Origin of the sequence: Salinispora sp. H7-4, assembly GCF_013416675.1 — a bacterium.
GTDB classification, from domain to species: domain Bacteria; phylum Actinomycetota; class Actinomycetes; order Mycobacteriales; family Micromonosporaceae; genus Micromonospora; species Micromonospora vitiensis.
The window spans coordinates 198756-219917 of record NZ_JABZED010000050.1 but is presented as its reverse complement, the minus strand read 5'-3'; the positions used below and the strand labels follow the sequence as shown (position 1 = coordinate 219917).

Genomic DNA, 21162 nt, shown 5'->3' with positions numbered 1-21162 from the left:
GCCGGCGGTGCGGTCGCCGAGGCGTTCGGCGAGGTTGGTGGCGGCTTCGGGGGAGGCGGATGCGGCGGGTGCGGCCTGGGTGGGTGCTCCCAGGAGTCCGCTGGCGACCAGCGTGCCGGCGGCGGCGACGGCACCAGCCCGACGGAACGAGGAAAGGGTGGATTTCATTTGAACCTCCCCAGAGGGGCAGCAGCCGTTATCCTCACGGGTCTTGGCCCATGAAGATTATTCGGCGTGAAACGATTAGTTAATTTAATTTATCAGCACTTTTAATGCTTGACAATGTCGATATTGGTAGATGCTGCGGGACATGGTCACTCGTCAGCGTCGGCCTCTGCCGCTTCGGCGGGGCCCTGTCTCCGCGTGGGAGTTCCGCCGGAGCGGTCGTCACGGGGCTCATCGGTAAACGGTGCGACTTCGCTGGCGGGGTCGCGCCAGTGCGGCTTTCGACGCGCGTATAGCAGCAGTGGGGTGGTGATGATCAGGGCGGCCAGCCCGATCAGCAGGCCGAGGTAGAGTGCGGGGCTGCCGACGCCGATCTGGCTTGGCGGTACGAGGCTGGAGGCGAGGGCGAGTGTCGAGGCGACGAAGCCGGCTCCGCCGATGACCCACATGCCGGCCAGCCCGCCCGGCACCCGGTATGGCCGTGGTTGGTCGGGCTGGCGATAGCGGAGATAGATCGCCGAGGCGAACATGATCAGGTACACGACCAGGTAGAGGAGTCCGGCGAGCTGGCTGAGGATCTGAAAGGCCGCCTCCACCGATGGCATGAAGACGAACACCACCGCCACGGCACTGACCGCGGCTGCCTGAAGCAGCATGATCCGGATGGGCATCCCGTTTTTGTTGGTGGCCTGGTAGGAGGGGGGAAGGTAGCCGGCTTTCGCCACTGCCTGTAGGGCGGTGGATGGCCCGGCTACCCAGGTGACAATGCCGGCCAGAACGCCGATCGCGAGCGCGAACGCCAGAATCGGCGTCGCCCAGGACAGGCCAAACCAGTGTAGTCCGTCGATGAATGTGATGAGCAGGGATTCGGTGCTGCCGGTCTCGCCTCTTGGTACGACGAAGGCGATCGTGAGGGTTCCCAGGATGAGAATGGACGCCGTTCCCGCCGCCGCGATCAGTATCGCCACCGGGTAGTTTCGATCGGGGTTTTTCACATCTTGGACGTGGACCGCATTCATTTCCATGCCGGAATAGAAGAGAAAAATGCTCGCGGCGAGCGCCAGGTTGTTGAGGCTGCTCAGGTCGGGGATCGCGGCACCCCGGTCCAGTTGGATCTGTGGTGTGCCGCCGGAGACCAGGTAGGCGGCGCCGAGGGTGACGAGGGCGGCAGCGGGGATGATCGTTCCGACAATCCCACCCCACTTCGCGATTCGGGTGAAGGCGGCTACCCCGCGGGCGGCGATGGCGGTGGCGAGCCAGTAGACCGCAAGCACGGAGAGCAGCACGTAGAGCTGGTTGCCGGAGAGCTTTTCGTCGACTGTGGCCTGTGGACCGGTGTAGGCCAGAGAGATTGCGGCGAAGGTGAGGACCAGCGGGAACCAGATCGTCACCTGCGCGATAAGCAGGAAAATGGCCAGGAACCCCCAGCGGGCCCCGAACGCCTCTCCGGCCCACCTGAACACGCCGCCCTTCTCGGGCCATCCGGTGGTGAGTTCGGCGGCGACAAGCGAGACCGGAATGAGAAAGAAGGCGGCCGCAAAAAGGTAGAAGAAAGCTGCGCTCAGTCCATACTTGGCCTCGGTCGGCGGGCCGTCCAGGCTGAGCACCGCGACGATGTTGAGCATCGCCAGCCCGACAACAGTGATTTTCGCTGGGCTTTTGGCCGATGGCATTACGTCTGAGGAAGCCATCACGACCCCCGGCGGTAACCAAGCTCCGTCCGACTTACCTTACGTGCGCGGCCGGCATACGATCGCTGTTTCGGGAGGTAGAGCATGCGCAGTTGGGCGGAGGGGATCATCACCATCGGGGGTGTGCTCGCCGCATTCCTCGCCAGCCTCGCCGCCGTCAGTGGTCTGATCGTCCTCCTCGACGAAATTATCCGCGATCCTCATTCGGCGGGCCGGCACTCGGGCTGGCTCCTCCTCGCTGCAGGTGGGCTGCTTCTCTGCTCGCTCGTGCTGCGCAAGTGGTATCGGGTGCGGTCCGGTGACCCGCGCGACGAGGGTTAGTTACCCCGCCTCCCCGCCGTCAGTGGTTTCCGCATCCCCGCACGACGCGCTCGGCAATCAGCGCGCCGCCTGCCCGGACCTCGACGCCAACGCGTCGAGTTCCGTTCGTAGCCGCACTCCCTGCCGAAGGGCGGCGGCGAGTAGGAGGACGAGCGTGCCGACTATCAGCGGCGTCAAGGAGAACGAGAAGACGACCTCCAGGATGCCGGCGGCTGCGGAGCGGGCGACGATCGCCTGGTGAGCTGCGAAGCTGAGTAGCTGAACGCCGCTGCCGCCAATCGCCACGATGAGGCCGATGTGGACGATGCGGCGGGTGTTGGCGGTGGTGAACACCTGCGGAACCGTGCGCACGATGCGCCACAGCAACCAGAGCACCCACAAGATCAGCCCCTGGGCGGCGAGTCGCGGCCCGGCCAGGCCGATCCGTTCGGCCCAACTCGGCGCCAGGATGGAGAGGCCCATCGACGGAGTGAACAGCTCCACCGGCGGTAGTCCGGTTGCCGCATCCCGGGTGCCGTCGGACGTGTGCGTCCAGGTGAACATTTGGGGGTACGCGTACCCGGAAGACTGCTGCCGTTCGGCGAACCGCTCTCCCGGCCGCACCTCCACCGACGGCAACGGCTGCGGCCCAAATGCCCGCGACAGGCCGGGGTCCAGGTCCAGGCCGGACGGGCCGACCGCGGTCGGCCACACGCCCAACGCCAGCACGGCCGTGGCGGCCACGCCGAGTAGACCGGTCAGCAGGCGCTTGGCCGCCGTCGTCATCGCGTTCACCCGTAACTCCCCGCTTCCCTGGTCCAAGCCTCCAGGGCACGGTAGCGGCTCGGCAATGACCCGTTAACCCCTAAAGCATCGAACAGTCGCGAATTGACCGGATCTCACCTTCGACCCACAATCGATCTCGCGTCGCCCGCCGACGAACACTCGACACCCGGGATCGGAGCCCATGACTGACTCGCCCAAGTCCGGCGACCCTCCTGCGGAGGGGCTCGCTGCCAGCACGCCCTCGCTGCCACCGGAGAGTGACGGGGACAGGCAGCCGGTCCACGCGGTACGGGTCCAGCGTCCCGCCGGGTGGCGTGAGCACGCCAGCCAGTTACTCCCGGCCCGACTGCGGCGTCAACACCTGGTCGTTGTGGTGTCCCTGGCGGTCATGCTGTCCGCGGTCGCTTTCAGCGCGCTGGCGGACCCACCGGCGGAGCCGTCGGCTACCGGCGTTGCGGCCGATACGCTCCCCGGCACCGAACCCGCGCCGACCACCACCGCCGCACTCGTGCCGTCCCCCTCACTGTCCCCGTCCGAATCCGGATCCCCGTCCGAGACGCCAGCGGGGGAGGCCGCGACCGACGCGCCCGCCCCCTCCAGTGTGCCGACCCGAACCGGGTCGGCACCGTCATCGCCGGCCAAGCCCAGCGCCGGCTCGACCCAGAAGTGCAGCACCGCGCAAGAAATCAAGCTGTGCTCGCGCATCGTCGGGTCGGGGCCGTTCAAGCTGGAAACGTCCATCTACTCGCCCCGTGCCATGTCCGGAACGTGGGTGTACAGCACCGGCGTCGAGGGTGGTGGCGGCGAGCCGACCGACGAGCTCGTTCACCTGGACGATCTCCGGGCAGGTAGCTCGTCCTGGACGACCGCCTGTGGCAACTTCACGACCATGTGGAGCAGCTTCATCGGGCCCAGTGGGCTGAAGATAGAGACGAAATCGGTGGAATGCCCCTAGTTCTTCCGTAGCGGATGACGCCCGGACTGGCCTGTACGGCGATGCGCCGGCACGGAGGCTCAGCGTGAGTAGTACTCGACGACGAGTTGTTCTTGGCAGGTCACCGGCACCTCGGACCGTAGCGGTAGCCGGACCAGTTGTGCGGTCAGGTCGGCGAGGTTGACCGACAGGTAGGGCGCGGACTTTTCCGTAGCGTGGGCCCCAGCCGCCGCGACGACGAAGGGCGTCTTGGTGCGGCTGCCGGCCGCGACAGCGATGACGTCATCCGGGCGCACCCGGGCCGACGGGCGGTCGACCCGGCGTCCGTTCACCGTGATGTGCCGGTGGGTGACCGCCTGTCGGGCCTGGTAGATCGTCCGCGCCAGCCCGGACCGCAGGACCAGTGCGTCCAGTCTGGTCTCCAGGTCGACGATGAGGGCCTCGCCGGTCTTGCTTTCGAGCCGGGCGGCACGGGTGAACGCCTGCCGTAGCTGCCCTTCGTTGACGTGGTACTGCGCCTTCAGCCGCTGCTTTTCCAGGAGTCGGATCTTGTAGTCGCTGGTGCTCCTGCGGGATCGGCCGTGCTGACCGGGCGGGAAGGGGCGGCGCTCGAAGTAGCGCACGCACTTCGGGGTCAGGGGGATGCCGAGGGCGCGGGAGCGCTTGACCTTGGGACGGGACTGGTTCATTCTGCACCTCTCTAGTAAGGTAAGCCTAACCTAATAGGAGGTGCCAGGTTGAGCAACACCTACCCCGCGGCTTCCGCGCAGCGGCTCCGGACGATCGTCGCCGCGGCCGCCTCACTGGAGCTGCGGACACCCGGGCACCGGGCCGACCTGATCAACCGGCACACGCTCGATCCGCGCGGCCGGATCCGGATAGACCTCCCGGTCAACAGCCGGTTGGCCACCGACATCACCCGCCAGCGCGAGGTCGCGGCGGTCGTTGAGATCACCGACGTGGCACCGACGCCGGTCCGGGAGCGCGTCCGTGGTCGTGGCACATTCAGTGGTTGGCTCACCCCGGTCGCCCCCGGCGACACCGGCGACACCGGCGACAACGAGGACCTGACCGTCGAGTTCGATCTCGCCGCCGTCGAGCTCAGCGTCGACGGGGCCACCACGACGGTGGACCCGGATGACTTCGCCGCCGCCGAACCAGACCCGCTCGCCGCCGAAGAGGCGGAACTCCTCTGCCACCTCGACCGCCACCACCCGCGTACGGTCGAATCGCTCTGCCGTCTGGTCGCACCACGGCACCGGTACGGCGTACGGCGGGTGGTTCCGCTTCGCCTGGACCGGCACGGACTGGTGCTGCGGCTGGAACGGGCGAGCGGCCACCGCGACGTCCGGCTCGGGTTCACCCCGGCGTTGCGTCACCCGGATGAGCTCCGCGAGCGCATGGCCGCGCTGGTGGAGCGAGGTGCCGTCTGCGGTCGGCGTTCCCGGATCTGGTGACCGGCAGCCTCCGTCCCCCCGCCAGCTGCTGAGTGGGAAAGCGGACGAGGAGGCTCGTCGGTATTCGTAGGGTTTGGCGGGCGGGCCAGGCTGAGTTGACGGTCAGAAGGCCCGGGCTGGATTGACGATCAGACGGACGGAATCGCGCACTCCGCCGCTGGCAGGCCGCAGGGGGCGGCCGTGCCGTGGGGCGAGCAGCCGGACTGGTGCGGTGTGGCCTTGGCGAGCAGGTCCCGCAGCCCCGCCGTGAGGTCGGCGCTGGAGGTGACCCGGCGGGCGAACGGCAGCCGGACATCGAGGTGGCCGTCTGGCGCCTCGGCGCGGAGCACCATGCCGTCGGCGTCAACCGCAACCGGCACGACTCGCGTCGCCTTCGCCGTCAACTCCGGATTGATCAGGGTCGTGAGCTGGTCCACCGCGTCCCGATGGTGCCGGATCAGATGCTGCAGGTGGGTGGCTTCGACAGTGGCGAGCGGATCCGGGCAGGTCGCCCGGTAAGCGCTGGTGCACACCAGGGCCTCATCGTCGCCGCTGGTGACCGTGACCTCGACCGGTTCGACCGTCCAGAGCGCGACGGGGGGCAGGTCGAGCAGGGACAGCACCGTGTCGGCGTCGCAGGACTCCAGGTTCGCCGGGTCGAATCGGTGCGCGGTGCCCGTCACCCGCACTCTGGCCCGCACCCGGGAGCGGACGGCGACCGGGACGAGCTGGGTCACGTCGAGTTGCACCTCGCCGCGTCGCCCACGGGCCGCCACCAGCAGACCACCGGTCGGGCTCATCGCGTCGACCGCCAGGATCACCGTGCCGTCGGGCAGCAGGGCATGCGACTGGACCAGGTCAATGGCGGTGTCGCCGAGACGCAGCCGCAGGGAGGTGGCGGTGGAGAGGGCGGAGCGCGAGATCACCGCGTGGTGGTCGGTCGGCAGGACGCGGATGCCCGCGAGCGCTGCTTCCGCCATCGCCCCACGGGCGGGCGCTGAACCGGTCAGACTCGCTGACCAGTCGCCTGGATGGAACGCCATGTAGTCCCCTCGGCCATGGAAGTGAAGTGAGCTCGGCCTCGGGACTCGACTCTAATAGGTAAGCCTAACCTTGCCAAGCGCGGTGCTCGGCTGCCGATGTCGCAGGTGAGGCAGTTCACCGTGGGCCGGTGGGGTCCGGGCGACCGCCGAGGGTGAGGTCCGGGCGACCGCCGAGGGTGGCGGCGGGCCGACCGGGCACACACCAGAGCCCCCGGCTGCTGCGCCGAGGGCTCTGGGTGGACCGGTGCGCCGGTGGTCAGGCGGGCCGGTAGGTGAGGCAGTCGCTGACGGTGGCGCCGGGGCCGACGGTGATGGACTCGGCGGTGCAGGCGAGGTTGGTGTTGAAGGTGCACTCGGAGCGGGCACAGGCGCCCACCGCGCCGGTCACCTCGGCGACCCCGCCGGAGACGGTGGACTGCACGAACGTCGCGCAGGAGGCGGCGTCACCCGCCGAGGCCACGGTGATCGCGGGAGCGTGGCAGCCGCCGTCGTTGAAACTGCACGCCGTGGCGGCGCATTCGCGTACCGGGGGTGACTGCAGCAGAGTTTTCATTGATGCCTCCAAGGCCGTGCGGGCCGGCAGGCCGGAACGAGCCAGCGCGGCGTAACAAGGTGTCAGTCAGCATTGCCGCAGCGACGAGACGTAAACGTTGAGCCGGTGCAGACTGCGGGTTTTTCCGACGCCGACACTGTAGCAGTAAACGTCACCCGGTAAAGAATAATCATGTTTCGTTGTTTGCTGCGCCGGAGCGGAGTAAGTAAGCCTTACCTAGGTTAGGTAAGTCTTGCTTTGCCTGCTCGCTAAACCTAGTTGTAGCCCTTGTTTCAGCGTTTTACTTCGGCGATTTTTGACGGGATGCCGGCCTAACTCCGACCCGTTTGAGTGATGGCCGCCCACTGACGTGCGAACGGCATCCGGTACGGGGTTTCAGCCCTCACGCGTACCGGCGGTGGTAGAGCCGAGTGGCCACCGGAGCCGCCACGCCGAGGATCGCGACCCACCAGAGCACCGCGTACCAGCCGGTGTTGCCGACCGGCAGCCCGAGCAGGAGCGCACGGACGGTGTCGACAACCAGGGTCACCGGTTGGTGCTCGACGAAGCCGCGCAGACCGTCGGGGAGCGTCTCCGGCTGGACGAAGGCGCTGCTGGCGTAGGGGCTGAACATGAGGATCAGGCCGAGCCCGCTGGCGCCGTCCGCCGACCTGGCGAGCAGGCCGAGCGTGGCGGCGACCCAGGCCAACGCGAGGGCGAAGAGGAGGAGTGTCCCGGCGACCAGCACCCAGTCGAAAGCGGAGCCGGCCGGGCGGAATCCCACGGCGATTCCAAGGCCGACCATGGCGACCAACGAGATCGCCGCGCGGACGACGGCGGCGACGACGTGACCGATGATTACCGCGGAATCCGCCATGGCGATCGTGCGGTACCGGTCGACCACGCCCTCCTGCATGTCGGATTGGACGGCCGCACTGGTGGAAACAGCGACCATCGTGACGCCGATGACCAGAATGCCGGGGACGAGGTAGTTGACGTAGGCGGTGTTTCCGACGTCGATCGCCCCACCGAACATGAAACGAAACAGCAGCAGCAGGGTCGCCGGCAACATGAGCGCGGTGAAGATCTGGTCGGGGCTACGGGTCAGGTGCCCCAGATGTCGGCCGATCAGGACGAGGTTGTCGTTGATCGCCCAGTACAGCTTCGTTCGGGTGTCCGGCCGGGCGAAGCCCTCGCCGGTCTGGGTCTGGCTGGTCATCGGAGGGCTCCCAGCTCGTCGTTGGGCTCGCGGCGGGCGGGCATCGAGTCGGCGTCCGCAGGGTCGCTCGCCCGCTGGGTGAGGGCGAAGAAGACGTCGTCCAGGGTGGGCTTGGTCAGCGACAGCGAGTCGATCGCTAGGCCGTGCTCGGCCAGAAGGTCGAGCAGGTGCTTGACCCGCGACGGCCCGTCGATCGCCAAACTGATCGTTCGGGTCTCCGGGTCGCGGGTGAGGCCCGGCCCGACGAGCAGGTCGCCGGCCCGGCGGAAGTCCTCGGGGCCGCTCAGCACAACTGCCACCCGCTCCCGGCCCACGCCTTGTTTGAGCTGGTCGGCGGTGCCCCGGGCGATGATCCGGCCGTCGTTGAGGACGGCGATCTGGTCGGCCAGCCGGTCGGCCTCCTCCAGGTACTGCGTGGTGAGCAGGATGGTGATGCCCTCGCCGAGTAGCTGCCTGATCGCCGCCCACAGCACCGCCCGGCTGCGCGGGTCGAGGCCGGTCGTGGGCTCGTCCAGCAACAGCACGGGTGGGGTGACGATCAGGCTGGCGGCCAGGTCCAGCCGGCGCTTCATACCCCCGGAGTAGGTCTTGACCGGCCGGTCGGCGGCCTCGGTCAACTCGAATCGTTCCAGTAGCTGCGCTGCCCGGCGGGTGGCGTTGGTCTTGCTGAGCTTCTGGAGCCGGCCCAGCAGCACCAGGTTTTCCCGGCCGCTGTGCAGCCAGTCGAGTGCGACGAACTGGCTGACCATCCCGATTGAGCTCCGCACTCCGTTGCGTCGCCGCGTTACGTCGTAGCCGTTGACGACGACGGATCCGCGCGATGGCCGGGTGAGCGTGCTCAGCGTCTTCACCACGGTGGTCTTGCCGGAGCCGTTGGGGCCGAGCAGGGCCAGCAGGGTGCCCCGGCGAACGTCCAGATCCACCCCCCTGAGCGCCTCGACCCTCCCGTAGTCCTTTCGGAGGCCCCGAACCTGAATCGTGTATTCGTGCTCCATTTCCCTTCCGCCTCTCCTGTCGTTGCTTCCCGGTGGCGGCGGTGCTAGTGCCGCCAATGGGCCGGGACCGACTTCCGGTGGCAACGGTATATGGCCTATACTGATGGCTATACGCTATACACGGTTAGCGTGGGGTGTCAACGGAAGGGCGGCACGATGGGTTCCGAGCAGACTCCGCCGGGTGGTGGGTCACGCACCTTCGAGTTCCTCTGGCGCGAGGGCGACCGCCCGCGCAGCAGCCCCGGGCCGAGGCCCGGGCTGAGCGCCACCCAGGTCGTCGTGGCCGCCATCGCGATCGCCGACGCCGACGGAATCGACGCCGTCTCCATGCAGCAGGTCGCCAAGCGGCTCGAGGTGACCCCGATGTCCCTCTACCGCTACGTGCCGAGCAAGAAGCACCTGGTCGAGGCCATGTTCGACGAGGCATCCGGCGCGCCGCCCGGCCTCGACGCGGTGCCCGGCGGATGGCAGGTGCGGGTCGAGGCCTGGGTCACGGCGCTGTGGGGTCGCTACCAGGCCCACCCGTGGATGCTGCGGGCCCAGATCAGCCAACCGATCGGCCCCCACCAGCTGGCCTGGTTCGAGGCGCTGCTGGCCGTCATCAAAGACATCGGCCTGACGTACGAGGAGATGGTGTCGCTGGCCCTCTTCCTTACCGGCGCCACCCAGGGCCTGGCCAGGATCTCCACCGACCTGGCCCGGGCGGCCGGCGAAGACGACCTGATCTCCTTCGGGGAGGCGCTGGCCGCGGTGGCCCGCCCGGACCGCTTTCCCACCCTCAGTGCCCTGCTGTCAGCCGGCACCTTCGACCTCCCCGCCGAAGCCGCCGGCGAGGCCACCAGCACGGAAACTGACCTGACGTTCGGCCTGCGGCAGCTGATCGAGGGCATCGAGGCCCACGTCGCCGCCCGCGCGGAACGGGGCTAGCCGCTGCTCGCCGCCCTCGGTGCACTCAGACGCGCAGCTCCTCCAGTGCGGTGCTGGCCCGAAGGAAGAGTAGGCCGGCCGACGGCCACCAGCAGCGCCACGAGGCCGCCGACGCCGAACAGGGCCACATCGACCAGGGGGAACGGCACATTCCGGACGATCCGCGGTTGCTCGCAGTCACCCGCCGGGCAGACGCTGAAGTCGTAATCGGTCACTTTGGTGCCGAAGAGGCCGTACGCCAACCCGGTGCCCACCGCGAGCGCGAGCAGCACGCCCAGCGCCGCCGGCGCCATTGACTGCCAGAGCACGGCTCGGGCCACGGCTTCGGCCGGTGCGTCCGTACCCGTCGCACCACACCCAGCGGCGTTACCACGACCCGCCGCAGCAAGACGGTGGCAACCAGCGCGGAGAGTAGCGGGATGCCGATGCAGACCGCGGCGAGCGCCCACCATGGGCGCAGCACGTCCGTGGGCAGCGGCAGTCGGCCGTGCGCTGCCCTACTTCGAATCGGTGACCCTCGGCTACATCGGACCTTGTCGGGCTCTCGGTACCCGACCAGATGGCACTTGGGTCAAACCTGCCATTAAACCTACGTCCATCGATCTACTGCTAGCCTCAGTGGACCCCCGAACATCGAGGAGGATGAGTGCTAGCACGTCGCGCGTCGGCCGTCGCCGCCATCATGATCGTAAGCCTGACGGCGCCGGTCCAACCAGCCGTGGCCGCCCCTGCCAACGACATGCCCTTCACATCCGCGACCACTGTCGGAATCCACAACACCTACGAGCAGGGGGCCTTCGACTATCTGGCCGAGGCGCTGGACACCGGCACCAGCCTGATCGAGATCGACATCTGGCCGAACATCTTCACCAGGAAGTGGAAGGTCAGCCACGACGAGCCACTGAGTAACAACAACAACTGCACCACCGGGTCGAACCTCGCCGACCTCTACGCCGGTAGCCGGAACAAGCACCTCGGCGACTGTCTGGACAACATCCGCGTCTGGCTCGACGCCCACCCGGACAGCGGTCCCCTGATGCTCAAGATCGAGCCGAAGCTGGGCCTCGCCACCGCCTTCGGCATGGGTGTGGATCAGGTTGACAGCCTGGTCCGGAGCCGACTCGGCGATCGGGTCTTCCGCCCCGCCGACCTGCTGGCCAAGCCCGACGGCGGATGGTACGGCTCCCTCGACGAGGCGGCCCGGATGGGAAACTGGCCCACCCGGGAGGAACTCGCCGGACGGGTGCTGCTCCAGGTCATCCCCGGCACCGTGGAGAACAACAATCCATTCGACTGGTCGCCCACCAACGAGCAGTACGCGGAGCACCTTCATGATCTCGCGGCAGCAGGAGAGATCGAGGATGCGCAGATCTTCCCCGCCGCCAGGGGCGCCGCCAGCGGCGACCCCCGGGACCAGTACGACGCCGACATCCGCCCCTGGTTCGTCGTCTTCGACAGTGGGGCCTCCGGGTGGTTCAACCGTGACACCACCTGGTTCGCGGAGAACAACTACGTGCTGGTGATGACCAGTGCGCACTCCGTGGCACCCGCCATCAGCAGCACCAACCCCACCGAAGCGGAGGCCCGGGACCGCCTGCTGCTCCTGGCCGGCGCCAACGCCAGCATCATCACCAGTGACTGGACCCAGCTACCGCAGATCCAGTCGATGGTGGTGCCGCGCGGGGAGCAGGGCTAGATTCCGTAACCGCCCACGCTCTGGTTCGCTCTGGTCCGCGTCGTGTCGGCGGCGCTACTGTCGCCGGCCCGACGCGGACCGGACGGAATTTACCCCACCGCGGCCCCCCGGCCGGTGGCGAAGCTGGCCACGTGATCGATCGCCATGTCCAGCGCGCGGGCGAGTGGCCGGCTGGACCGGTAGGTGTTGCTCAACAGCAGCCCGCCCTGGAGGGCAGCCATGATGGCTTCGGCCAGGGCGTCCGGATCGGCATCCGGCCTCAGCTGTCCCTGGTCGCGCATCGCGGTCAGCCCCATGAGCAGTGGGGATGCCCACGCGGTGAAGCACTTCTGCAACACGACGCGATTCTCTGGATCGCCGTCGGCGAGTTCGCTGGCCAGAGACCCGAGCGGGCAGCCACCCACATTTCGGGCCTCGTCGCGTGCCGCGACGAACTTGTCGCGCCAGCGGCGCAGGCCGGCCAGGGAGTCCAGCTGGTCCAGCTCGGGGCGCTGCGCCTCCACGATTCGGTCGGTCTGCTGCCATGCGACCGCTCGGAGTAGATCGTCCTTGTTCGCGAAGTAGTGGTACAGCTGCGACTTACTGGTCCTGCTGGCCGCCATCACATCGTCGAGGCTCGTGCCCGCCGCCCCGTGCTCGCGTACGAGGTTGGCTGTGGCCGCCACGATGCGGGTCCTGGTCGCCGCCCCCCGGGCGGTCAGCTTTGGGGTGTGCTGCGCGCTGGTCATGGCACGAGCGTAGCAAGAAAACTGGACTTGCCGGTCCAGTTTTTGCCTCCTACTCTGGACCAGTCAGTCCAGTAACCGGGCGCCTGGGAGCGCCGGCGCGATAAGGAGAACGACGTGGCTCGTCTCAATAACGGACAACGCTTTCCGAACCTGCAGGTCCCCGCGGTCGGCGGTGGCACGCTCAACCTGCCCGACGACCTCGCCGGCCAGTTCGGTGTCGTGCTGATCTACCGTGGATCATGGTGTCCGTACTGCAACACTCAGCTCGCGGCGTTCCAGCGGGCCAGCGACACCCTCGCTGAACTCGGCGTACGGGTCGTCGCGCTCTCCTCCGACGACGAGGAAACCACCCGCCAGCTCGTGACGGATCGTCGGCTCGGCTTCCCCGTCGGGCACAGCGCCGACATCGCCACGGTGGCCGAGGCGACGGGTGCCTACGTCAATGACGAACCGCACTACCTGCAGTCGACCGGGTTTGTCCTCGCGCCCGACGGCACCGTGGTGACGGCCGTCTACTCGAGCGGAGCAATCGGTCGCCTGGTCCCCGACGACGTCGCCGGCCTGATCCGCTACATCAACGAACACAGCTGACCGCCCACCGGCATCCAACTCAGCTGCCGCATCCCGTCGATCGTGGTACCGCGCGGAGCCTACTGTTCGTCGGGAGCCTGGTAGCGGTAGGTGTTGGGGTTGACCGCCGCCGGCTTGGGGTCCTCCTGCCAGGCCCCCTCGCCGGGGCGGGCGATCAGGGAATCCAGCAGTTCCTCCCGGTCCATGTCGACCGCACCCTCGATGCCGCCTCGTACCGCCATCTGTCGCAGGTCCTCCGTGTCCAACTCCGGTATCGGACTCGCCATGGTCGCCTCCCTCGACGTCGGCTGGCGGCTGTTTTTCCCCGTTTACCCCAATTTGAACCTGGCTTGTCGTGGTTAATTCCTTTGGCGTCACACCCGACCTCGAAGTGCGCCGATGTCATGTCCTTGCGGCAGTTCGGGATGAGCCGACGACGGTCAGGGTCGAGGTCGGTACGATCCTGAAGCCTTCGGAGTCAGGGGATCCGGAATTCTCGGAGTCGGCTGAACCGCTGGACGGCGTGGGGGAATGCAGGTAGTGATGATGCGGTCCCCCGCGAGGTGCCGAAGCCGGCACCTCGCCCTCTGTCGGCGGGCGATGGCACCGTATCGACGAACACTGCACCGCGCTCCGGCACCAGATGTCCGAACTGGAAGACGAGGCCCACGATCGCCGCCTATCGCACCTGGATCGCACGCGCCGCCGCTGGCGGGTCGGAGTTGGAAGGCGGCCCTTGGCCTGCCTGACCCAGGCGCTAACGTGGCGTATGCCGGTTATTGATCTCGATGCACCACCGCGCAGCTCGCCGCCGCTGCGACGCCCGCACCCTCGGCTTGTCATTGCCGTCGGCGTGATGCTCACCCTTGGCGTTCTCACCGGTGAGCCTGCGGATCGACCCTTGGAGGTTGATACGTCTTCGGTTTGTGAGCCTCCTACGGCTCAAGCAGACAACACGGTGGCTCCAACGAGGGCCGAGTACGCCATCGATCCGCAGACCGGCCGCATCCTTTCGGTACGGTGCGCCCCCCTCGAGCCCGCTCGCTGACCCGGAGCTCCTTGTACACGGGCGTCGTCCCGCTGCTCCCTGCTCGCCGCAGACCGCCAATCGGCGGCGCCGGATGTACCGTACCGGGGGCATGGTGCGCCGGCGGGCCGACGGTGAGCTGGAGTTCCTGGGCCGCGCCGATGACCAGGTGAAGATCCGCGGCTTCCGCATCGAGCTGGGCGAGGTGGAGTCGGCCGTTCTCGCACACCCGGCAGTTGCCCCGGCGGTCGGCGCCCGCGCCCGGGTGGCCGAACGTGTACCCGAGTACATGGTGCCTCGGAGGTTTGTGAACACGACGCCGACGGATCAGCGGTCGGCCCCTCGGGCCGGCCGCCGGAAAGGCGGGTGCACAAGATGGCGGACCGGGTGCTCGAGGGTGCGGGCGCGTCCTTACTCTCCCGGGCAGGCAGTGCCGTGAGAGCGGCGGGAGCTGCGGTATGGGTGGCGTGGTGCGGTGTGGTGCGTGCTCTTCGCCGCGGCCCATCTGTTCTGGGCGCTGGGTGGGCGGACGGGGTTCGTGGCGGCGACCGGGAGTGCAGAGCTGCTGGAGCACGAGTGGTTCGTGGTGGTGGGTCTGTGGGGCGTGGCGCTGGCCCTGCTGGTGGGCGGCGCGGGGTGTTTGGCGGCGGTGACCGGATGGGGAAGGCGGCTGCCGGATTGGTCGGTGCGTACGGTGTTGTGGGCCGGCGGGTGTGTGCTGGCGCTGCGAGCGGTACTGGCGGGGGTCCAGGACGTGCTGTTGGAGGTCGGCGCCCTGCGTCCCAGCCCCGGTTTCGACTGGTCGGTGGTGCACTGGCGGCTGGCGTTGTGGACGCCCTGGTTCAGCATCGGCGCGGTGCTGTTCCTGGTGACTGCGTTCCTTCACCACCGTGCGGTCCGCAGGCGAACGGCGGGTAAGTCGGCCCTTCGCGGGGGTTTTCGGGGGTAAACGGGGGCACCCCGGTGCCATTGACAGTGACCGGCGAGCACGCCCCCACCGTGGCCAGCCACGCAAACGGCGCACCGATGGTGGCGGGAACCGCGGCGACAACCTACCCTCGGTAGGGTCGCGGGCGAGGGGGTGACATGAAGAAAGCAACTCGCTTCATTTGCGCCAGTGGAATGGAGTAAAATGGATCGGATAACTGATTTCCTCCCTTTACTGATATTGATGCTCGTTCTTACTGTGCTCAGTCGGGTAGTTAGGCGACTTCGGCGAGAGCATTACCATTCGTACAGGCAGCAGCGTGCGCAGGACGAACGACCTGAGACACGTGCCCGGCGCCTACCCCGATAGGGTCCCGGGGCGAACACGACAACCGTCACCTCGTCCCCGCCCAGAGTGCAGGTGCCCATCTCGTGCTGCCTTGGATCATGCGCCCGGACGGCCTGCCCGTGTGGATCTCCGAGGCGATGTCGGGGCACCTGCACGACCTCACCTGCGCCCAACAACAGGGCATCACCGCCGCCCTGAACTGGGCCGCTTCCGAACTCGACCTGCCCACCCTGGCCGACTCCGGTTACGAGGGCGCAGGAGACAAGGCGTCAAAGTCCCGATCAAGCAACCCACCGGCAGGCAACAACCAAGTTTGGATCAACAAACCCGAACCGGAACGACAGGCCGCTTAACTCCCGCTGGCCTAAATCCCTTGACACGTTCCGCCCCGGCGAATCTGATTGCGGTCCAAGCCCAAGCCCACGCCCTGGCCAAAGCCAACGACGAACGAGCCTGCGCCACCGCCCTGCACCACGCAGAACAAGCGCTCGACCGAGCCGACCGCAGCGCCGACCCGCAATGGCTCAGCTACTTCGATGAGGCATACCTGTCCGCCAAGTTCGGCCACTGCTTCCACGCCCTCGGCCGCAACACCCACGCCGAACGCTTCGCCACCCGATCCCTACGCATGAACGATCGCTTCGTACGCGGCAAGCCTTCAACCTCGCCCTACTCGCCAACATCCACGCCCACCAGGAGCAACCCGAACGGGCCTGGCTGCCGGCGGCTGCCTCTTCCGGCCATTTTGCTGTCACCACTGCTGTCAGCAGCCCCCGATGCCGGAACGACATCAGATCCGGCGACGAGGCTCCTCGGCACGAACGCCGCCGTATGGAAGCGGAACGCCCAAGGCTCGCCAGAGGTCATGGAGCACCCGGCCGACTCGTTCGCTGTCGTCTGCCGACAACTCAGCGATAGGCATGCCGGCGGCCTGGTGCTCGCCGATGTTGTAGAGCAGGTCAGCGATGGCCGCAGCTGTCGGTCGGTCAAGACGAAGAACCACTTCCTCTTCCTCGTGCATGTCCGGCATCGTATGGCCTCAGCGGGATCCGGCGTACAGGTCGACTCGTCCATAGCCCACCAGTCAGCCACCGCCACATGACGCCTGGCCTGCGGTTTCTCTAAGTGCTGCCGCTCGTTGTCGCCTGTGTCAGGAGCGGATCGGGCAAAGGTGGGCCTTCATGCCGCCGACAGTCGATCACGTATCTCGCGTAGACCGGCCGCTAGCATCGAGAGGTCGGGACAACCTCCGAAACGAGGGTCAAGCGCCGACAGCTGCAGTCGTTCAAGAGCCGCCCCGCCGCCCCGCTCGCAGATCTCCCGGATCAACTCGTCGCAGGCCGTACCAAAGACCTCGATGCGGTGAACCGTGATGTCGGTGACCGGGTGATCGCCCGGCTTCCCGTTTGGCATGACCCGATCGTGCCAGCCACCCTGATGTGGTCGAGAGGGACCGCCACGAAGGTCGATGCCGGCTGAAGATCGCCAGCAGGCGAGAGCACGGGGGACTGCTTGATCTCGAAGGAACCCCGGATCGGCCGGATCAGCGCCAGTATGCAGTAGGGGGCACATCCATCGATTGGATGTGCCCCCTGAACTGGTCGGGGTGGCCGGATTCGAACCGACGACCTCTTCGTCCCGAACGAAGCGCGCTACCAAGCTGCGCCACACCCCGAGGCGTGCCGACAAATAGTAGCCCACCCGATCCGCGGGTCAAATTCGGTATCCCCGTGCCGTCGCCGGCTCAGCGGGGGATCAGGGTCAGGATGCTCGCCTCGGGCGGGCAGGCGAAGCGGACCGGCGCGGTCGGATGGGTGCCGAGGCCGGCCGAGACGTGCAGCCAGGCGTCCGAGCCGGGCCAGCGGTGCAGGCCCTTGGCCATCGAGCGGTGAAGCCCGCAGTTCGTCACCAGGGCTCCGACCCCCGGTACGCAGACCTGACCGCCGTGGGTGTGGCCGGCGAGTAGCAGGCTGAACCCGTCGGCGGCCATCTGGTCCAGCACGGCCGGCTCCGGGGAGTGGCTGAGGGCGATCGAGAGGTCGGCCGAGGGCGAGACCGGGCCGGCGACGGACGGGTAGTCGTCCCGTTCGATGTGTGGGTCGTCCACCCCGACCAGCTCCACCAGCCGCCCGCCGGCCTTGAGCGTGGTACGGGCGTTGCTCAGGTCGGCCCAGCCGGCACCGGTGAAGATGTCCCGCAGTTCGTCGTAGGGCAGGGTCACGCCCTCGGTGTAGTCGCGGTCGGGCAGGAAGTAGGTGAACGGGTTCTTCCAGACCGGGCCGGTGTAGTCGTTGGAGCCGAAGACGAAGGCGCCCGGGTGGTTGAGGAGCGGCTGCAGCGCGCACAGGACCCCGGGGACCGCGTCGGGGTTGGCCATGTTGTCGCCGGTCACCAGGACCAGGTCCGGGTCCAGCCCGGCCAGCGACGCCACCCACTCCTGCTTGCGTCGCTGCCCGGGCATCATGTGCAGGTCGGACAGGTGCAGGATGCGCAGCGGCTCCGCACCGGCCGGCAACACCGGCACCTCGTACCGCCGCAGGGTGAACATGTTGCGCTCGATCAGCGATGCGTACGCCAGGGTGGCCGCACCCACGACGGCGGTGCCGGCGGCGAAGCGGAATAGTGTGCGCTTTCCCATGGCTGACAGAGTAGTTTGACCGTCCATGGGTACCTTGAAGGACCGCCTGACCACGGACATGCGGGCCGCGCTGAAGGCACGTGACGAGATGACCACCTCCACGCTCCGGATGGCGCTGGCTGCCGTTGGTTCGGCCGAGGTCGCCGGTCAGGCCAAGCGGGAGCTCAGTGACGAGGAGGTGCTCGCCCTCCTGGGCAAGGAGGCGAAGAAGCGCCGGGAGGCGGCTGCCGCCTTCGCCGAGGCGGGCCGCGACGAGCAGGCCGCGAAGGAGACCGCCGAGGGTGTGGTGCTGGAGCGCTACCTGCCGAGTCAGCTCTCCGACGACGACCTGGCGGAGGTGGTCAGGACCGCCCTGACCACGGGTGGTTTCACCGGCATGGGGCAGATGGGCCCGGCGATGAAGGCCGCCCAGGCCGCGGTGGCCGGCCAGGCCGCCGGGGGGCGGGTCGCCGCCGAGGTACGCCGGCAGCTCGCCAGCTGACCTGGCTGCGGGTACGCGAAGGGGCGGCCACCCCGACTGGGGGTGGCCGCCCCTTCGACGTCTCAGCGACCCACTAGTCGGCGGGGCGTTCCGTTGGTCTGCCGCCGGTCGGCTCGGGCTGCGCGGTCGGTTCGGTCGGCTTGGTGGGCTTGGGGGCCGGGCCGGAGCTGACCTTGATGGTGACGACGCTGCCCTTGGCGGTACGGCCGGTTGGGCTGGTTCCGGCAGCGGTGCCGGCCGGGCAGCTCGACTCGACCCGGTTCGTCGAGACGACCACCGCGAATCCGGCCCCGGTGATGCGGGACTTCGCCTTCTCCACGCTGACGCACTTGACGTTGGGGATCGACCGCTGGTCGCCGTAGCGGAGCTTGTTCTCCGGCGGGGTGAAGTCGACCCTGGGCTTACCCTTCATCGCGTCGCGCAGCGTCTCGTACACCGGCGGGTTGATGCCCGTGGCCACGTTGTGACCCATTCGCTGGGTGGTCTGCGGCCAGTCCGGGTCGGCCATGATGCCGGCGACCGCGTACTGCTTGGTCATCGCGACCAGGGACGAGGTCTTTTCCCCGTCGGTGGTGCCGGACTTGCCGGCGACCGGGGCGTCAACGACGCCCCGCACGTTGCCGGCGGTCGTGCCGGCGCACTTGGTCGTGGACGAGCGGTCCCCGACCGGACAGCGGGCGGCGTCCACGGCGGCGCGGGCCACCTCGGTGCTGATCCGCTGCTCGCAGCGGGGGTTGGCGATGTCGAGCTTGTTGCCGGCCGGGTCGCGGATCTCCTGCACCGGGATCGGCTCGCAGTACAGCCCTTCGGCGCCGAGGGTGGCGTACGCGTTGGCCAGCTCCAGCGGCGTGGTCTGGGAGACGCCGAGGGTGAAGGGGCCCCACTGGCGGGCGTCCTTCTCCTGATCGAGGTCCACCTGGGTGCGGAAGGTGATGCCGAGCTTCTTGGCGGCCTCGACCACCTTGTCCGCGCCCACCTGCTGCTGGAGGGGGACGAAGTAGGTGTTCACCGACCTTCCGAACGCGCTCCACATGTTGTGCACGCCGGCCATGCTGGGGGTTGCGTTCTCCGGGCAGTAGAAGTGGGTGCCGTCGCAGGCGGCGGGGCCGTTCTTCTTGATGATGTATTCGGACTGGAACTGTTTCTCGGCGTTGATGGTGTGGCTGAGCGGGATGCCCTTCTCCAGCGCGGCCACCACGGTGAAGATCTTGAAGGTCGAGCCGGCCTGGTAGCCGGTGATGCCGTCACCGCCGGTGAGGAGCGGGTTGACGGTGTTGGGATAGTTGCCGAGCGCCCCGGTTTCGCGCTTCGCCGGGTTGCTGTGGGGCTTGTTCTCCGGGTTGTCCGGATCGTCGAGCTGGTAGTCGCGGTTGGCGGAGAGGGCGCGCACCCGGCCGGTGCCGGGCTCGACCGCGGCGAGCATCCGCGCGGCCTTACTGGTGGCGGGGAGGTTCTTCCGTACCGCCTCGTCGGCGGCCTTCTGGACCTGGGGCTCCAGGGTGGTGATGATTTCGAAGCCGCCGCTCTTGAGTAGCCGCTCCCGGTCGTACGAGGTGGAGCCGAACGCCTCCTGCTCCATCCACCAGCGGTAGAAGTAGTCGCAGAAGAATCCCCACTCCTGCGTGTTGGTGTCAACGCAGCCGTTCGGTGCCCGCTTGCCGACGATCTTCGGCTTGCTGGCCTTGGCCTCCTCGGCCTCCTCCGCGCTGATGGCCTTGATTTTCACCATGTTGTCGAGGACGTAGTCGCGTCGGGCCAGTGCGCTCGGGTAGCCGCTGGGCGTGGTCGGGTCCAACGTGCTGGGCGCTTTGACCAGGCCGGCGAGGAGCGCCGCCTCGGCGATGGTGAGCTTGCTCGGCGGCTTGGCGAAGTAGACCTGACTGGCGGCGTGGATGCCGTAGGCGCCGTTGCCGAACGAGGCGATGTTGAGGTAGCGCCGCAGGATCTCGTCCTTGGAGAACTCCTTCTCGATCTGCACGGCGTAGCGCATCTCGCGCAGCTTGCGGGCGGTGGTGTCCTCGGTGGCCGCGACCACGTCGGCGGGGTGGGTCGCCGAGTACGCGATGGCGAGCCGGACGTACTGCATCGTCAGCGTGGAGGCGCCCTGCTGGTGGGCGCCCTCCTGGCTGTTGTTGATGAAGGCCCGGGCGACGCCGTTGAGGTCGACTCCGTTGTGTTCGTAGAAGTCGTGGTCCTCAGCGGCGAGGATCGCCTTCTGCATGGCCGGCGCGATGTCCTCGATTTTGGCGATGTCGCGGCGGTTCTCGTCGTACATCGTGGCCACCGGTGTCTTGCCGTCGGCGGCGAGCAGGTGGCTTATCTGGGGCCCGGTGCCGACGGCCAGCTCGGTGGGGAGGGCGTCGAACGTTTCGGCGCCGGCCTTCGCGGCCAGCCCGGACAGTGCCACCGCGGGGAAGGCCGCCGCGGCGACCACCACTCCGGCGAGTAGGCCACAGACGAGCAGCGATGCGGCGTTGGTCAGCACATTATGATCACGTTTCCGCATCCAGGTCACCTCGACAGGGTAGCGAACCGGCGGCGGGCGGCGCGGGGCGGCTTTTCCCCATTTCCTGCGCACGCCCTCCTCGTTGTGTTAAACGCACGACCCCCGGTAGGCGGTTGCGGACCAGGCGTCGCCGAGTCTCCTCATGGCGCGGATGGGCGTCCAGCGTTTTCGTGGACCTCGGTGGGGTATGCGGGCGCCAGCCAGCCCGGTAA

General features: G+C 68.0%; 23 protein-coding genes, 1 tRNA gene and 3 pseudogenes. 11 read left to right on the top strand and 16 right to left on the bottom strand.

Going from position 1 to position 21162, the window contains the following annotated elements:
• Together H0524_RS25475 and gadC are read right to left on the bottom strand one after the other, a co-directional pair.
• Positions 1–168 (bottom strand): annotated as a pseudogene (locus H0524_RS25475) (S1 family peptidase); the annotation flags it as partial.
• A 146-nt stretch (positions 169–314) separates the two neighbouring features.
• On the bottom strand, positions 315–1856 hold the full coding sequence (gadC, locus tag H0524_RS20055; protein WP_375372017.1) for a putative glutamine/gamma-aminobutyrate antiporter GadC: 1542 nt from the start codon (positions 1854–1856) through the stop codon (positions 315–317).
• A gap of 84 nt (positions 1857–1940) precedes the next feature.
• On the opposite strand from gadC, the gene H0524_RS20050 reads away from it, so the two are divergent.
• On the top strand, positions 1941–2177 hold the full coding sequence (locus tag H0524_RS20050; protein ID WP_180200013.1) for a hypothetical protein: 237 nt from the start codon (positions 1941–1943) through the stop codon (positions 2175–2177).
• Between the two features lie 57 nt (positions 2178–2234).
• Here the strand turns inward: H0524_RS20050 and H0524_RS20045 are convergent, their stop codons facing one another.
• Together H0524_RS20045 and H0524_RS25070 are read right to left on the bottom strand one after the other, a co-directional pair.
• Positions 2235–2942 carry a DUF2975 domain-containing protein gene (locus H0524_RS20045; protein ID WP_180200033.1) on the bottom strand — a complete coding sequence of 236 codons (708 nt, stop codon included), beginning with the start codon at positions 2940–2942 and terminating at the stop codon, positions 2235–2237.
• Between the two features lie 354 nt (positions 2943–3296).
• Positions 3297–3617, bottom strand: a complete 321-nt coding sequence (locus H0524_RS25070; RefSeq protein WP_309225167.1) for a hypothetical protein — start codon at positions 3615–3617, stop codon at positions 3297–3299.
• 10 nt (positions 3618–3627) lie between these two features.
• Between H0524_RS25070 and H0524_RS25470 the strand changes: the two genes are divergently transcribed.
• Positions 3628–3897, top strand: a complete 270-nt coding sequence (locus H0524_RS25470; RefSeq protein ID WP_180200032.1) for a hypothetical protein — start codon at positions 3628–3630, stop codon at positions 3895–3897.
• A 59-nt stretch (positions 3898–3956) separates the two neighbouring features.
• Here H0524_RS25470 and rpsD read toward each other — a convergent pair whose 3' ends face one another.
• The gene (gene rpsD, locus H0524_RS20035) at positions 3957–4565 is read right to left on the bottom strand and encodes a 30S ribosomal protein S4 (RefSeq protein WP_180200012.1); all 609 of its coding nucleotides are present in this window, start codon (positions 4563–4565) and stop codon (positions 3957–3959) included.
• A 48-nt stretch (positions 4566–4613) separates the two neighbouring features.
• Here rpsD and H0524_RS20030 point away from each other — a divergent pair, with 48 nt between their 5' ends.
• Positions 4614–5333 carry a DUF2470 domain-containing protein gene (locus H0524_RS20030; RefSeq protein ID WP_180200011.1) on the top strand — a complete coding sequence of 240 codons (720 nt, stop codon included), beginning with the start codon at positions 4614–4616 and terminating at the stop codon, positions 5331–5333.
• 128 nt (positions 5334–5461) lie between these two features.
• Here the strand turns inward: H0524_RS20030 and H0524_RS20025 are convergent, their stop codons facing one another.
• From H0524_RS20025 to H0524_RS20010, 4 genes are all read right to left on the bottom strand, one after another.
• Complete coding sequence (locus H0524_RS20025) at positions 5462–6292, bottom strand: DUF2470 domain-containing protein (RefSeq protein WP_180200010.1); 831 nt, start codon at positions 6290–6292, stop codon at positions 5462–5464.
• Between the two features lie 319 nt (positions 6293–6611).
• Positions 6612–6908 carry a DUF1540 domain-containing protein gene (locus H0524_RS20020; RefSeq protein ID WP_018726503.1) on the bottom strand — a complete coding sequence of 99 codons (297 nt, stop codon included), beginning with the start codon at positions 6906–6908 and terminating at the stop codon, positions 6612–6614.
• Between the two features lie 382 nt (positions 6909–7290).
• Complete coding sequence (locus H0524_RS20015; protein ID WP_180200009.1) at positions 7291–8106, bottom strand: ABC transporter permease; 816 nt, start codon at positions 8104–8106, stop codon at positions 7291–7293.
• Positions 8103–9101 carry an ATP-binding cassette domain-containing protein gene (locus H0524_RS20010; RefSeq protein ID WP_180200008.1) on the bottom strand — a complete coding sequence of 333 codons (999 nt, stop codon included), beginning with the start codon at positions 9099–9101 and terminating at the stop codon, positions 8103–8105. Before H0524_RS20010 ends, H0524_RS20015 begins: the two co-directional genes overlap by 4 nt.
• 156 nt (positions 9102–9257) lie before the next feature.
• On the opposite strand from H0524_RS20010, the gene H0524_RS20005 reads away from it, so the two are divergent.
• Entirely contained in the window at positions 9258–10028 is a 771-nt protein-coding gene (locus H0524_RS20005; RefSeq protein WP_180200007.1) for a TetR/AcrR family transcriptional regulator C-terminal domain-containing protein, read from the top strand.
• Here H0524_RS20005 and H0524_RS25065 read toward each other — a convergent pair.
• Positions 10025–10348 carry a hypothetical protein gene (locus H0524_RS25065; protein ID WP_255436073.1) on the bottom strand — a complete coding sequence of 108 codons (324 nt, stop codon included), beginning with the start codon at positions 10346–10348 and terminating at the stop codon, positions 10025–10027. The genes H0524_RS20005 and H0524_RS25065 overlap by 4 nt on opposite strands.
• A gap of 362 nt (positions 10349–10710) precedes the next feature.
• Here H0524_RS25065 and H0524_RS19995 point away from each other — a divergent pair, with 362 nt between their 5' ends.
• Entirely contained in the window at positions 10711–11724 is a 1014-nt protein-coding gene (locus H0524_RS19995) for a phosphatidylinositol-specific phospholipase C domain-containing protein (protein ID WP_180200031.1), read from the top strand.
• Positions 11725–11813: 89 nt separating this feature from the next.
• Here H0524_RS19995 and H0524_RS19990 read toward each other — a convergent pair whose 3' ends face one another.
• Positions 11814–12452 (bottom strand): TetR/AcrR family transcriptional regulator, encoded by a 639-nt coding sequence (locus H0524_RS19990; protein WP_180200006.1) that lies wholly within the window; start codon positions 12450–12452, stop codon positions 11814–11816.
• A gap of 114 nt (positions 12453–12566) precedes the next feature.
• Between H0524_RS19990 and H0524_RS19985 the strand changes: the two genes are divergently transcribed.
• Positions 12567–13043, top strand: a complete 477-nt coding sequence (locus tag H0524_RS19985; RefSeq protein WP_018726511.1) for a peroxiredoxin family protein — start codon at positions 12567–12569, stop codon at positions 13041–13043.
• A gap of 59 nt (positions 13044–13102) precedes the next feature.
• Here H0524_RS19985 and H0524_RS19980 read toward each other — a convergent pair whose 3' ends face one another.
• Positions 13103–13309 (bottom strand): hypothetical protein, encoded by a 207-nt coding sequence (locus tag H0524_RS19980; protein ID WP_019869973.1) that lies wholly within the window; start codon positions 13307–13309, stop codon positions 13103–13105.
• Between the two features lie 831 nt (positions 13310–14140).
• Here H0524_RS19980 and H0524_RS25465 point away from each other — a divergent pair.
• The 4 genes and pseudogenes from H0524_RS25465 to H0524_RS19965 all read left to right on the top strand — a co-directional run.
• Positions 14141–14359: pseudogene (locus tag H0524_RS25465) on the top strand (hypothetical protein); the annotation flags it as partial.
• Positions 14360–14533: 174 nt separating this feature from the next.
• Positions 14534–14998 carry a DUF3995 domain-containing protein gene (locus H0524_RS19975; protein WP_180200005.1) on the top strand — a complete coding sequence of 155 codons (465 nt, stop codon included), beginning with the start codon at positions 14534–14536 and terminating at the stop codon, positions 14996–14998.
• Positions 14999–15408: 410 nt separating this feature from the next.
• Complete coding sequence (locus H0524_RS25060) at positions 15409–15678, top strand: transposase family protein (protein ID WP_255436072.1); 270 nt, start codon at positions 15409–15411, stop codon at positions 15676–15678.
• Positions 15679–15680: 2 nt separating this feature from the next.
• A pseudogene (locus tag H0524_RS19965) lies at positions 15681–16039 on the top strand (XRE family transcriptional regulator); the annotation flags it as partial.
• 465 nt (positions 16040–16504) lie between these two features.
• Here the strand turns inward: H0524_RS19965 and H0524_RS24345 are convergent.
• The 3 genes from H0524_RS24345 to H0524_RS19955 all read right to left on the bottom strand — a co-directional run bounded on the left by H0524_RS24345 (position 16505) and on the right by H0524_RS19955 (position 17963).
• Positions 16505–16738 carry a hypothetical protein gene (locus H0524_RS24345; protein WP_218942279.1) on the bottom strand — a complete coding sequence of 78 codons (234 nt, stop codon included), beginning with the start codon at positions 16736–16738 and terminating at the stop codon, positions 16505–16507.
• A gap of 185 nt (positions 16739–16923) precedes the next feature.
• Positions 16924–17000 (bottom strand) — tRNA-Pro (locus tag H0524_RS19960).
• Between the two features lie 69 nt (positions 17001–17069).
• On the bottom strand, positions 17070–17963 hold the full coding sequence (locus H0524_RS19955) for a metallophosphoesterase (RefSeq protein WP_180200004.1): 894 nt from the start codon (positions 17961–17963) through the stop codon (positions 17070–17072).
• 25 nt (positions 17964–17988) lie between these two features.
• On the opposite strand from H0524_RS19955, the gene H0524_RS19950 reads away from it, so the two are divergent.
• Positions 17989–18444 carry a GatB/YqeY domain-containing protein gene (locus H0524_RS19950; RefSeq protein ID WP_180200003.1) on the top strand — a complete coding sequence of 152 codons (456 nt, stop codon included), beginning with the start codon at positions 17989–17991 and terminating at the stop codon, positions 18442–18444.
• A 73-nt stretch (positions 18445–18517) separates the two neighbouring features.
• On the opposite strand, the gene H0524_RS19945 is transcribed toward H0524_RS19950, so the two are convergent.
• Entirely contained in the window at positions 18518–20950 is a 2433-nt protein-coding gene (locus H0524_RS19945) for a transglycosylase domain-containing protein (protein ID WP_180200030.1), read from the bottom strand.
• Positions 20951–21162: the final 212 nt, after the last annotated feature.

Excerpts from the sequence above, each read along its gene's own strand:
- H0524_RS20010 (WP_180200008.1), bottom strand. The coding sequence starts at position 9,101 with ATGGAGCACGAATACACGATTCAGGTTCGGGGCCTCCGAAAGGACTAC.
- H0524_RS19990 (WP_180200006.1), bottom strand. The coding sequence starts at position 12,452 with ATGACCAGCGCGCAGCACACCCCAAAGCTGACCGCCCGGGGGGCGGCG.
- H0524_RS19945 (WP_180200030.1), bottom strand. The coding sequence starts at position 20,950 with ATGCGGAAACGTGATCATAATGTGCTGACCAACGCCGCATCGCTGCTC.
- H0524_RS19995 (WP_180200031.1), top strand. The coding sequence starts at position 10,711 with ATGATCGTAAGCCTGACGGCGCCGGTCCAACCAGCCGTGGCCGCCCCT.
- H0524_RS20025 (WP_180200010.1), bottom strand. The coding sequence starts at position 6,292 with ATGGCGGAAGCAGCGCTCGCGGGCATCCGCGTCCTGCCGACCGACCAC.
- H0524_RS20005 (WP_180200007.1), top strand. The coding sequence starts at position 9,258 with ATGGGTTCCGAGCAGACTCCGCCGGGTGGTGGGTCACGCACCTTCGAG.
- H0524_RS20050 (WP_180200013.1), top strand. The coding sequence starts at position 1,941 with ATGCGCAGTTGGGCGGAGGGGATCATCACCATCGGGGGTGTGCTCGCC.
- gadC (WP_375372017.1), bottom strand. The coding sequence starts at position 1,856 with ATGGCTTCCTCAGACGTAATGCCATCGGCCAAAAGCCCAGCGAAAATC.
- H0524_RS20020 (WP_018726503.1), bottom strand. The coding sequence starts at position 6,908 with ATGAAAACTCTGCTGCAGTCACCCCCGGTACGCGAATGCGCCGCCACG.
- H0524_RS24345 (WP_218942279.1), bottom strand. The coding sequence starts at position 16,738 with ATGCCAAACGGGAAGCCGGGCGATCACCCGGTCACCGACATCACGGTT.
- rpsD (WP_180200012.1), bottom strand. The coding sequence starts at position 4,565 with ATGAACCAGTCCCGTCCCAAGGTCAAGCGCTCCCGCGCCCTCGGCATC.
- H0524_RS19950 (WP_180200003.1), top strand. The coding sequence starts at position 17,989 with ATGGGTACCTTGAAGGACCGCCTGACCACGGACATGCGGGCCGCGCTG.
- H0524_RS20015 (WP_180200009.1), bottom strand. The coding sequence starts at position 8,106 with ATGACCAGCCAGACCCAGACCGGCGAGGGCTTCGCCCGGCCGGACACC.
- H0524_RS19980 (WP_019869973.1), bottom strand. The coding sequence starts at position 13,309 with ATGGCGAGTCCGATACCGGAGTTGGACACGGAGGACCTGCGACAGATG.
- H0524_RS20045 (WP_180200033.1), bottom strand. The coding sequence starts at position 2,942 with ATGACGACGGCGGCCAAGCGCCTGCTGACCGGTCTACTCGGCGTGGCC.
- H0524_RS19955 (WP_180200004.1), bottom strand. The coding sequence starts at position 17,963 with ATGGGAAAGCGCACACTATTCCGCTTCGCCGCCGGCACCGCCGTCGTG.